Genomic DNA, 11568 nt, shown 5'->3' on the forward strand with positions numbered 1-11568 from the left:
GAAACATTTCATGTCTGGAGGGCGCAATGACGCACCCCGAACCGGAGACGACTCCGGTGCTCGCGCTGGAGGGGGTGAGCAAGTCCTTCGGTGCCGTCCGCGCTCTGCGCGGCGTCTCGCTCCGGCTCTACGCCGGCGAGGCCCACGCCCTCGCGGGTGAGAACGGCGCCGGAAAGTCGACACTGATCAAGGCACTCGCGGGAGTGCACCGGCCGGACGCGGGCACCGTGCTGCTCGACGGCGAGCCGGTCGAGTTCCACGGCCCGGGGGACGCCCGCGACGCCGGGGTCGCCGTCATCTACCAGGAACCGACGCTCTTCCCCGACCTTTCGGTGGCGGAGAACATCTTCGTCGGCCGCCAGCCGCGCCGCTCCTTCGGCCGCGTCGACCACCGGGCGGTGCGCCGCTCGGCGGCCGAGCTCTTCGAGCGCCTCGGCGTCGACCTCGACCCCGACCAGCCCGCGCGCGGACTGTCCATCGCCGACCAGCAGTTGGTGGAGATCGCCAAGGCGCTCTCCTTCGACGCCCGCGTCCTGATCATGGACGAGCCGACGGCCGCGCTCACCGGCAGCGAGGTCGCCCGGCTCTTCGGTGTCGTCAGGGCACTGCGCGAGCAGGGCGCCGCCGTGCTCTTCATCTCCCACCGCCTGGAGGAGATCTTCGCGCTGTGCCAGCGGGTCACGACCCTGCGGGACGGCGCCTGGATCGCCAGCGAGCCCGTCGACGGGCTGACCGAGGACGACCTCGTGCGCCGCATGGTCGGCCGCGACCTCGACGAGCTCTACCCCAAGCAGGCCACCGAGGTCGGCGAGGTCGCCCTGAGCGTACGGCGGTTGACCCGTGAGGGGGTCTTCACCGATGTCTCCTTCGAGGTCCGCCGCGGTGAGATCGTGGGCCTGGCCGGGCTGGTCGGCGCCGGCCGCAGCGAGGTCGCCCGCGCCGTCTTCGGAGTGGACCGCAGGGACGCGGGCGAGGTCGTCGTCAACGGCCGCGCGCTGCGCGCCGGGGCACCGAGCCTGGCCATGGCCGCCGGGCTCGCCCTGGTCCCCGAGGACCGCCGGGCCCAGGGCCTGGTGATGGACATGTCCATCGAGCGCAACATCGGCCTCACCGGCTTCGGCGCCACGTCGAGGGCCGGGCTGATGAGCCGCGGTGCCGAACGCAGCCGCGCGGTGGACTGGGCGGTGCGGCTCCAGGTGAAGTACGCGCGCCTGGCCGACGTCGTCGGCACCCTGTCCGGCGGCAACCAGCAGAAGGTCGTGCTGGCCAAGTGGCTCGCCACCGCGCCCCAGGTGCTCATCGTGGACGAGCCCACCCGCGGTATCGACGTCGGCACCAAGGCGGAGGTGCACCGACTGCTGTCCCGGCTCGCCGGCGAGGGCGTCGCCGTTCTGATGATCTCCTCCGACCTGCCGGAGATCCTCGGCATGGCCGACCGCGTCCTGGTGATGCACGAGGGCCGGCTGACGGCCGAGATCCCCCGGTCCGAGGCGACCGAGGAGACCGTGATGGCGGCGGCCACCGGCCGCGCGAGGAGGGCGGCGTGACCGTGACCGCAGACACCGTGCAGCCGGTGGCGGACGACGCGCCGGCCGCGCCCCGGCGCTTCCTGGACCGGGTGCTGAGGCTCCGCGCCCTCGCCGTGCTCGGCGTGCTCGCCGCGATGCTGGCGGCGACCCAGATCTACAACTCCCAGTTCCTGTCCCAGCAGGGCGTCAAGGACCTCCTGCTGAACGCCACGATCCTGGTGCTCGTCTCCATCGGCCAGGCCATGGTGGTGATCACCCGCAACGTCGACCTGTCGGTCGGCTCCGTCCTCGGCATCTCCGCCTTCGCCGCCGGAACCTACCTGCACGGCGGCGGCGATCCGCTGGTCGCCGTGCTCCTCGCGGTCGCGTCGGGCGTGCTCTTCGGAGCCCTGAACGGCCTGCTGGTGAGCCTCGGTCAGGTCCCGGCCCTGGTCGTCACCCTGGGCACGCTCTACATCATCCGCGGCATCGACTCCATCTGGGTCGGCCCCCGCCAGATCACCGCAGGGGACCTGCCCGGCAGCTTCACCGACTTCGGGCACGACGGCGTGTGGGTGGTCCCGTACCTGGCGCTGCTGACCGTGGCCGTCCTGGTCGCCGTCGGCTACTACCTGCGCGGCTACCGCGGCGGACGCGACATGTACGCGCTCGGCTCCAGCCCCGAGGCCGCCCGGCTCGCGGGTGTCCCGGTGCGCAAGCGCATCCTGATCGCGTACGTGGTCTGCGGGGCGCTCGCCGGGCTCGCCGGCGCGCTGTACCTCGCCCGCTTCGGCAATGTCGACTCCGGCACGGGCAGCGGCTACGAACTCACCGTCGTCAGCGCCGTCGTGGTCGGCGGCGTCGCCTTCACCGGCGGCTCCGGCACCGTCTACGGCGCCGCGCTCGGCGCCCTGCTGCTGACCTCGATCAACAGCGTCCTGCCGTCCATCGGCGTCAGCTCCGTGTGGGTGCTGGCCATCGACGGCGTCCTGCTGCTGCTCGCCATCGCCGTCGACCGGATCCTGGCGCTGCGGGTGGCCGGGGTCCTCCGCAAGCGGGCCGCACAGATGAGGAGTGCCCACCATGCCTGAGACCACCAAGGCCGCCGCCGAGGCCCCCGTCCCGGCCCCCGCGTCCGCCACGGCCCACGGCTCCCGCCTGGGCGGCGCGGTCCGCTGGGACACCGCGGTGGGCGTGCTGCTCGTCGTGCTGCTGGTCTGCTCCTTCTCCTTCGTCGGCAACTTCGGCAACGCGCTGAACGTGTCCTTCCTGATCGGCAACACACTGCCGATCGCGCTCATCGCGCTGCCGATGACCATGCTCGTGGTCTCCGGCGAGATCGACCTGTCCGTCGGCTCGACGGCGGGCCTGTCCGGCGCGGTCATGGGCGCGACGTGGAACGGCGGCATGGCGATCGAGACGATCATCCCGCTGTGCCTGCTGCTCGGCGCGGTGTGCGGCCTGGTCAACGGCCTGCTCGTGACCCGGCTCGGGCTGCCGTCGCTGGCCGTCACCATCGGCACCCTGGCCGCCTACCGCGGCATCGCACAGATCGTCCTCGGCGCCGACTCCGTGACGGACTTCCCGCAGCAGTACCTCGACTTCGGCTCCGGCCGGATCGACGGGACCTTCGTCCCGTACGCGGCGATCCCCTTCGCCGTCCTGCTGCTGATCGCCGTCGTCGTCCTGCACGCCACCCCCTTCGGCCGCTCACTGTTCGCGGTGGGCGCCTCGGAGGAGGCGGCCCGGTTCGCGGGTGTGCGGGTCAAGCGGGCCAAGCTCGCCATGTTCGTCACCACCGGTGTGGTCTCCTCGCTGACCGGCGTCTTCTGGGCCCTGCACTACGCCAGCGCCCGGTACGACAACGCCACCGGACTCGAACTGTCCGTCATCGCGGGCGTGCTGCTCGGCGGCATCGACTTCGACGGCGGCAAGGGCACCCTCGGCGGCGCGATCGCCGGCGTGTTCCTGCTCGGCGCGGGCCAGAACGTGATGAGCCTGCTGAACGTCTCCGCGCAGTCCCAGATCGTCGTCACCGGCGTGCTCCTGGTGATCTCCGTCCTCGCCCCGAGGATCGGCCGCCAGGTCGCGCAGTCCCGGGCCCGCAGGAGGGCCGCCGACCGGGCACCGGCCGTGCTCGCCTCGTCCTGACCTCACCTCACCCACCCCACGTCTGGGGCACCCCACCGCGCCGCCCCAGCGCTCCTCGGCACGTCCTCCCCCCGCACGTCATCGCACGCCCCGTGTTCCGGTACCCGCGTCCGGCAGCGAAAGGATCACCATGTCCAGCAGAACCCTCACCCGTCGTGCCACCGTCGTCCTGGCCCTCACCACGGCGGTCGCCCTCGGCGCGACCGCCTGCGGGGGGACCACCAAGAACTCCTCGAAGGACAGCGGCAGCAGCAGCGGCGCCGCAACGCAGGCCGCGAGCGCCGACCCCAACGCGGCCACCAAGAAGGGCCTGACGGTCGCCTTCCTGCCCAAGCAGGTCAACAACCCGTACTTCACCATCTCCGACAACGGCGGCAAGCAGGCCCTCGAGACGCTCGGCTCCTCGTACAAGGAGGTCGGCACCAGCAGCGGCACCGACACCGCCGGCCAGGTCTCCTACGTCAACACCCTGACCCAGCAGCAGGTCAACGCGATCGCCGTCTCCGCCCAGGACCCGGGCGCCCTGTGCACCGCGCTCAACCAGGCCCGCAAGAACGGCATCAAGGTCGTCACCTACGACTCGGACACCAAGCCCGAGTGCCGCGACCTGTTCGTCTCCCAGGCCAGCTCCGAGGACCTCGGCCGCACCGAGGTGCAACTGCTCGCCGAGCAGATCGGCTACAAGGGCCAGATCGCGATCCTGTCGGCGGCCCAGACCGCCACGAACCAGAACACCTGGATCGACTACATGAAGGACGAGCTGAAGGACCCCAAGTACAAGGACGTCAAGCTGGTCAAGGTCGCCTACGGCAACGACGACGCCCAGCAGTCCTTCCAGCAGACCCAGGGCCTGCTGCAGCAGTACCCGGACCTGAAGGGGATCATCTCCCCGACCACGGTCGGCATCAAGGCCGCCGCCCAGTACCTGTCCGGATCGAAGTACAAGGGCAAGGTCAAGCTGACCGGCCTCGGCACGCCCAACGACATGCGGGCGTACGTCAAGAACGGCACCGTCGAGGCCTTCGAGCTGTGGGACCCGGCCAAGCTCGGCTCCCTCGCCTCCTACGCCGCCGTGGCGCTGGCCTCCGGCCAGATCAGCGGCGCCGAGGGGCAGACCTTCAAGGCCGGGGACCTGGGCAGCTACACCATCGGCAAGGACGGCGTGGTGGTGCTCGGCAAGCCGACCGTGTTCACCAAGGACAACGTCGACCAGTTCAAGTTCTGAGAGCGCCGGCGTGACGGACAGGGCACGGGCCGTGGGGATCAAGGACGTCGCCCGGGAGGCGGGAGTCTCCGTGGGCACGGTCTCCAATGTGATCAACCGGCCGGACTCGGTTCCCGAGGGGACCCGTGCCCGGGTCCAGCGCGCGATCGCCCGGCTCGGGTACGTGCGCAGTGAATCGGCCCGTCAGCTGCGGGCGGGCCGCAGCCGCATCATGGCCCTGCTCGTCCTCGACATGGCGAACCCGTTCTTCGTCGACGTGGCGCGCGGGGCCGAACGGGCCGCACGGGCGGCGGGCTTCGGCGTGATGGTCTGCAACAGCGCCGAGAGCCCCCAGGAGGAGGCCGCGTACCTGTCGCTCTTCGCGGAGCAGCGGGTGCGCGGCGTCCTGGTGACGCCCGCCGACGCCGGGACCTCCGGGAACCTGGCCGCCTTCCGGCGCCACCGCATCCCCTTCGTGCTGGTGGACCGGGTCTCGGCGGGCGGCGCCGGGTGCTCGGTGTCGGTGGACGACGTGGCCGGCGGGCGGATGGCGCTCGCCCATCTGCTGGCGGCCGGACACCGCCGGATCGCGTACGTCAGCGGACCGGTCCACCTCCAGCAGGTCAGCGACCGCCGTACGGGCGCCCTGGCCGCGCTCGCGGAGGCGGGCCTGCCCGCGGAGGCACTGCGGGAACTGCCCACCGAGCGGCTCGACGTGGCCTCCGGCCGCGACGCGGGTCACCGGCTCCTGGGCCTTCCCGAGCGCCCCACCGCCGTCTTCTGCGCCAACGACCTGCTCGCCCTCGGCGTGCTGCAGGCGCTGTACGCGGCGGGGGTGAGCGTGCCCGGCGAGATCTCCATCGTCGGTTACGACGACATCGAGTTCGCGGCGGCGGCCGCCGTGCCGCTCACCTCGGTACGGCAGCCCGCGGCCACGATGGGCGCGATGGCCGCCGGCATGCTCCTGGAGGAGACCGACCCGGCCGGCCGCGAGCACCGGCACCGGCAGGTCGTGCTCCAGCCCGAACTGGTCGTGCGCGACTCCAGCCTCGTCCGACGCTGACGGGCGCGCGTCCCTTGCGGGTGCCGGTGCCGGGCCCCCGGAAGTCCGTGGGGGCCCGGTCGCCGTCGAGGGCGACGCCCCTGCCGCCGCGCGACGGGCCGCCGTGGCCGTGCCCAGGTCCACGGACGAGCCGATCGCCGCGGCGCCCGGCGCCCGGCGCCCGGTCGGCGGCGGCCGGGCCGTCACGTCGGGATACGCCCCGTCGTCAGCGCGAGCGTGCACAGGTGGGCCCAGTCCAGGCGCGCCCCGGTGACGGGGACGCCCGGCCGGTCGCGGGGGAGGCGGACGCGCAGCGCGCCCGGGCGGATCTCGCAGCGTACGGGCACGGGCAGGACCAGCGCCTCGCCGTCGACGCCGGCCTCGATCCGCGGAGTGTCCGCGGTGACGACGATATGACGCGTCGTCAGGACGGTGAGTCCCGGGGCCTGCGGACCCATCAGCAGGGCCGCTGCCTGCGCCGCGTTGTCGACCGTCACCCCGAGCACGCCGAGCATGCCGGTGTCGAGCCGGTCCCGGCGGCCCAGCCCCGCGGGGTCGCCGGTGCGATAGGGGTTGTTGCTCACCAGGACGGCCTGCGGCTCGTGCAGCACGGTCGCGCCCGCCCGCGCGGTGAGCCGGCTCCCGGACCGCCGGGTCAGCAGGTCCGGCAGCAATTCCAGGATCGTGCCGACCTTGTCGTCACGGTAGGCGGGGCTCTGCACGACGGCCGCGTAGGCGCCGAAGGACACGTTGTTGACGAACGGCCGGCCGTCCACGAAGCCCAGGTCGACGCGGAGTTCCACGCCGTCGGTGAGTGCGTCCAGGCAGGCGGCCGGATCCTCCCGGTCGAGTCCCAGATCCATGGCGAAGTGGTTGCGGGTGCCCGCGCTGATCACGAGGAAGGGCAGGCCGCGCTCCGCGGCGACCGCCGCGACCAGCGCCTGGGTGCCGTCGCCGCCCGCCACGCCGAGCAGGTCGGCGCCCTCGTCGGCGGCCGCTCGGGCGAGCGCCGCCACGTCCTGGGGAGCGTCCGGGTCGAGCAGGGCCACCCGGGCTCCCAGCGCCTCCGCCTTCTCCTTCAGGCCGAAGTGCCCGACCTTCCCGCCCCCGGAGCGCGGGTTCATGATCAGGAACGGACGCCGCGGCGGGGGCGCCGGCCGCTCCCGGACGCGCCGGTCCGCTTGTCCGGCGCCGCGCATCGCGGCGCGCCCGCAGGTCAGGGCGAGGACCCACAACGCGATCGAGGTGAGGGCGACCCAGAACAGGTTCGCGTGGGCGTAGTACAGGAGCACGGCCACCGGCGCCGCCACGGTCAGCGCCACCGCCAGCACCCTGACCGGTCCGCGCCGGGTCAGCACCCACCAGACTCCGGCCGCGGTGACCCCGGTGCCGCCCAGGCCCACGGCCACCAGCAGGAGGCTCTTCAGTCCGGCGAGGACGACCGGCAGCGCCAGCGCCGCGGCCCCGGTGGCCAGGGCGAGGCGGGCGAGTCCGCGGGGTGTGCCGCGGGCGGGGGAGGCGGGACGTTCCATGCCCCGACCCTGCCACCTCCGGGGCCCGGCGGGCCCTCGCCGCCACGCCCGACACGCGACCCGGCCGCGGTCCTCAGGCGGTGCAGGCCAGTACCCCCGCCGCCTCCTTGGCGGCGAGCACGCGCAGGACGCTGTCGTGCACCCGCGTGCGCACCGCCGGTTCGTGCCGCATGGCGTAGCGGATGCCCTCGGCCATGGCCGGGATGCCCGTCGGCTGCACCGTCAGTACGAGGTCCCCGCCGGCCCGCAGGAAGGCCAGTGCGCGCTTTCCGACGGCGAGGGACTGCGCGGAGGCCGCCTTGCCCAGGTCGTCGGAGATGACGACGCCCTTGAAGCCGAGGTCGTTGCGGAGCATCCCGGTGATGACCACGGAGGAGTACGCGGCCTGGTGGGCGGCGTCGATCCGCTTGTACGTCGCCGTGGAGACCATCACCAGCGCGGCGCCGGCCGCGATGCCGGCCTTGAACGGGGCGACGTTCGCCCCGGTGCGGGTCAGCGTGGTGTCGGTCACGCCGGCGGTGACGTCGGTGTTGCCGCGCACACTGCCCAGCCCCGGGAAGTGCTTGGGCGTCGTGAGCACCTTGGAGCGGGTGCCGCCCTGGACGTAGGCCGTGACGTGCGGGGAGACCACGGCGGAGGTCGAGCCGAACTGGCGGCCGTACTTGCCGATCGGGGCGTTGGCGGTGCCCAGTGAGGCGGGCACGATGTCGGCGACCGGTGCGAGGTTCACGTTCACCCCCGCGCTGCGCAGTTGGGCGGTCCAGGTCGCGACCTGCTGCCGCAGCCAGGTGACCGTGTACCTGCCCTGGGTGACCCCGTTCGGGATGGTGGAGAAGCCGGGGCCCTTGAGGACCTGCACCTGGCCGCCCTCCTGGTCGGTGGAGATCAGCAGCCCGACCCGCTGCCCCGCGACGGTCTGCCGCATGCCCTGCAACTGGTCGGCGAAGGCCCGGGTCTTCTGTACGCCGGCGGTGCTGCGTCCGGCGAGCATCACCGAACCGACGGCGTAGGTCCGCATCGCGTCCAGGTCCGCCTTCGGCGTCGTGGGCAGCACGGCCGCGCCCATGAAGAGCTGGCCCACCCGCTGGGTGTCGTTCATGGCCGCTTCCACGCGCTGGGCGCAGGTGGAGGTGCTCGCGGCGGTGGTGGTGGCCGACATCGCACGGGCGGTACCGGAGGCGTCGGGGGAGCGGTGGGCGTCGCAGCCGGCGACGGCCAGCGTGGTGGCGAGGAGTGCGAGACCGGCGCGGGAGGCGAAGTGGCGGGAAATCACATCTACAGCAGATATCCGTCCATAACCACCCTGTCAAACACTCCGAGGCGATCGAGGGACGGTATGACACGGGCTGTGCGGCCGAGGTGGGCCAGGCACCGCGGAGGACCGAGGGCGCGCGCACGCCGCAGGGTGGGCGAGCCGCCGGCGCTGCGGGGAGTGGTGGTCGTCCGCGGTGGTCTCGGCGGCGTGATGGGGGCGGTGTGCCAAGGCACCCGTGCGCGCGGCGGTGTCACGGTCGGCCTGCTGCCCGGGCGGGACCGCGCCGCGGGGAACCGGTTCCTGACGGTCTGCCCGCCGACGACGGGCTCGGCGTACCGCGCGACGGGCCCGTCGTCGGCGCCGCCGACGCGGTCATCCGCTGCGGGCGGGAGCCGGGGCACCCTCGGCGAGATGGCGCTCGCGATGCGCACCGGTAGGCCCATGGTGGTCCTCGCCGGCCGGGACGTCGCGGCGGACCCCGGGGACGGGACCTCCCTGCGGGCGTCGAGCCGAGGAGGCGGTCCTGGCGGTCGCCGGCTCGCTCGCTGACGGGCCGGGGGCCCGGACCCGGGGGGTGAACTGACGTGTCCGGGCACGGAATTGCCCCGGAGCGGACCCCTTTGGGGTGAGGCGTGCTCCGGATCAGTGACTGAGTGGCTGTACCACTGCTTGCGGTCGGCGGCCCCCGTGGGCCACCCTGGGCGAGCCCGGTCCGTGCCCCGTCTCCGCAGGCCCGTTCGTCCCACGGTTCGCCCCTCCCACCCCGTTCCGTGCCCCTCCGCGTGTCCGCGGGGCGGGACCCCCCCCACGAGGACCGGCGCCCCCCTCCCGTCCCCTCGCCATGCCGTGCTGCCCCGGCACGGTGGCCGACGACCGAACAGGATTCGGAATGTCCCTTTCTCGTCGAAGGATGCTGACGGTGACCGCCGCGAGCGTGGTGGCCGCAGCCGTCGATCTGCGTGCCCCGCTCGGTGTCGCCCTTGCCGCGACGGCGGCCGGCGACAGCGGTGCCGCGGGCCTCACCACCGTGGACCGGACGCTGCAGCGCGGCCCGGATCTCGGCCGCGGCTACCGGGGGATCGTCGCCGGGCCCGGCGAACCCCACCTGATCCGGCGGGACCTGACCGACGTCGCCGCGCCCGTGGTGACCCGGTCGCTGGCCGCCTTCGCCCAGATGTCGGACCTGCACATCGTCGACGACCAGTCACCGCTGCGCGTCGAGTGCCTGGACCGGCTCGCCGACTACGGGCCGCCGCACTACAACTCGTACCCCACCGAATCCGCCTACCGCGCCCACGAGTTCCTGTCGACGCAGACCACCGACGCGATGTGCCGGGCGATCAGGCGCACCGGCCGCGGCCCGAGAACCGGCGCCCCGCTGGCCTTCACCGTCGTCACCGGTGACGCCGTCGACAACTGCCAGTACAACGAGGCCCGCTGGTACATCGACCTGCTCGACGGCAACGGCGTGCGGCCGGACTCCGGCAACCTCACCAAGGACGAGAGCGTATCCGCCGGGGCCTTCGGCGCCGACGTCCACTACTGGCACCCCGAGGTGCGGCAGTCTCCCCCCGACAACAACGACCTGGCCGGCTTCCCCCTGGTCACCGGTCTCCTCACCGCCGCCCGCCGGCCCTTCACCGCCACCGGTCTCGGCATGCCGTGGTACGCCGCCTACGGCAACCACGACGGGCTCGTGCAGGGCAACGTCCCGCCCGACATCCTGCCGTTCGACCCGCTGAAGGCCATCGCGACCGGCTCCACCAAGCTGACCAAGGTCGAGGGCGTGCCCGACGTCCTGGACGACGGGCCCGGCTACTACGTCGAGCTGCTGACGGACATCCTCACCGGCGACTTCACCCTCGCCACGGCCAAGGTCACCGCCGACTCCTCCCGCCGGCTGCTGTCCCGGAGCGAGTTCGTCGCCGAGCACTTCCGCACCACCGGCACCCCGGCGGGCCACGGCTTCACCTCCGGCGCCGACCGCGCCTACTACGCCATCCCCTCGGCGCCGGACGACCTCTTCCAGTACCTCGTCCTGGACACCACCAATCCGGGCGGCGGCGCCGACGGCGCCGTCGACGAGGACCAGTGGGCCTGGCTGGAGGGGCGGCTCAAGGCCGTGTCCTCCCGCTACGAACTGGCCGACCCGGGCGGCACGGGCCCCGGGGCGGTCGTGCAGCAGCCGGGTGTCCGCGACAAGCTGGTCGTGGTGTTCTGCCACCACACGCTGGACTCCATGGACAACACCGACGACGACGCGCCCTACGGCGGCGACGACCTGCGCGCCCTGCTGCTGCGCTTCCCCAACGTGATCCTGATGGTGGACGGGCACACCCACACCAACACCGTCACCGCGCACCGCCCCGCCTGGCCGTCCTCCCTCAGCGGCGGCTTCTGGGAGGTCAACACCGCCTCGCACATCGACTGGCCGATCCAGAGCCGGATCGTGGAGGTGGCCGAGGGCAACGGCACGCTGTCGATCTTCACCACGATGATCGACGCCGACGCCCCGGTGTCCTACGGCGGCGACACCGGCTCCCCGGCCGCGCTCGCCTCCCTCGCCCGCGAACTGGCCGTCAACGACATCCAGGCGGTCGCCCGCGGCATCGACAAGCGGCGCGGCACGGTCGACGCCCGCAACACGCAACTCCTCGTCCCGCTGCCCTTCCCGCTCCCCGCCGGTCTCGGCACGCCCGCGGCCGACTGGCCGCGACTGGCACAGGGCCAGAGCGGCAGCCGGGTCAAGGCCGCGCAGTACCTGCTCACCGCGCGCGGCGCGGTGCTGGCGGTGGACGGGGTGTTCGGTACGGCGACGGCGGCCGCGGTGCGGTCCTTCCAGGGCGCGCAGGCGCTGCCGGTGGACGGTGCCGTCG

General features: G+C 73.2%; 9 protein-coding genes. 7 read left to right on the forward strand and 2 right to left on the reverse strand.

Features of this window, described 5'->3' with window-relative positions:
* Positions 1-26 precede the first annotated feature (26 nt).
* The 5 genes from PV364_RS35405 (at position 27) to PV364_RS35425 (ending at position 5926) form a co-directional block, all read left to right on the forward strand.
* On the forward strand, positions 27-1547 hold the full coding sequence (locus PV364_RS35405) for a sugar ABC transporter ATP-binding protein (RefSeq protein WP_319664875.1): 1521 nt from the start codon (positions 27-29) through the stop codon (positions 1545-1547).
* Positions 1544-2599: an ABC transporter permease gene (locus PV364_RS35410; protein WP_319664876.1), complete on the forward strand. Its 1056-nt coding sequence runs from the start codon at positions 1544-1546 to the stop codon at positions 2597-2599. Before PV364_RS35405 ends, PV364_RS35410 begins: the two co-directional genes overlap by 4 nt.
* A complete protein-coding gene (locus PV364_RS35415) occupies positions 2592-3659 on the forward strand; it encodes an ABC transporter permease (protein WP_319664878.1) in 1068 nt (355 codons plus the stop codon). The genes PV364_RS35410 and PV364_RS35415 overlap by 8 nt, the downstream gene beginning before the upstream one ends.
* A gap of 130 nt (positions 3660-3789) precedes the next feature.
* Positions 3790-4884, forward strand: a complete 1095-nt coding sequence (gene rhaS / locus PV364_RS35420) for a rhamnose ABC transporter substrate-binding protein (protein ID WP_319664880.1) — start codon at positions 3790-3792, stop codon at positions 4882-4884.
* 10 nt (positions 4885-4894) lie between these two features.
* Complete coding sequence (locus PV364_RS35425) at positions 4895-5926, forward strand: LacI family DNA-binding transcriptional regulator (RefSeq protein WP_319664881.1); 1032 nt, start codon at positions 4895-4897, stop codon at positions 5924-5926.
* A gap of 182 nt (positions 5927-6108) precedes the next feature.
* On the opposite strand, the gene PV364_RS35430 is transcribed toward PV364_RS35425, so the two are convergent.
* Positions 6109-7437 (reverse strand): diacylglycerol/lipid kinase family protein, encoded by a 1329-nt coding sequence (locus PV364_RS35430; protein WP_319664882.1) that lies wholly within the window; start codon positions 7435-7437, stop codon positions 6109-6111.
* Positions 7438-7510: 73 nt separating this feature from the next.
* Complete coding sequence (locus PV364_RS35435; protein WP_319664884.1) at positions 7511-8710, reverse strand: glycoside hydrolase family 3 N-terminal domain-containing protein; 1200 nt, start codon at positions 8708-8710, stop codon at positions 7511-7513.
* A gap of 63 nt (positions 8711-8773) precedes the next feature.
* Between PV364_RS35435 and PV364_RS41400 the strand changes: the two genes are divergently transcribed.
* Both PV364_RS41400 and PV364_RS35440 read left to right on the forward strand, forming a co-directional pair.
* A complete protein-coding gene (locus PV364_RS41400; RefSeq protein ID WP_415924647.1) occupies positions 8774-9241 on the forward strand; it encodes a hypothetical protein in 468 nt (155 codons plus the stop codon).
* A gap of 370 nt (positions 9242-9611) precedes the next feature.
* On the forward strand, positions 9612-11568 hold a 1957-nt coding region (locus tag PV364_RS35440; protein WP_319664886.1), incomplete at its 3' end, for a TIGR03767 family metallophosphoesterase.

The sequence above is a fragment of the Streptomyces sp. MI02-7b genome (assembly GCF_033793585.1).
Taxonomy (GTDB): domain Bacteria; phylum Actinomycetota; class Actinomycetes; order Streptomycetales; family Streptomycetaceae; genus Actinacidiphila.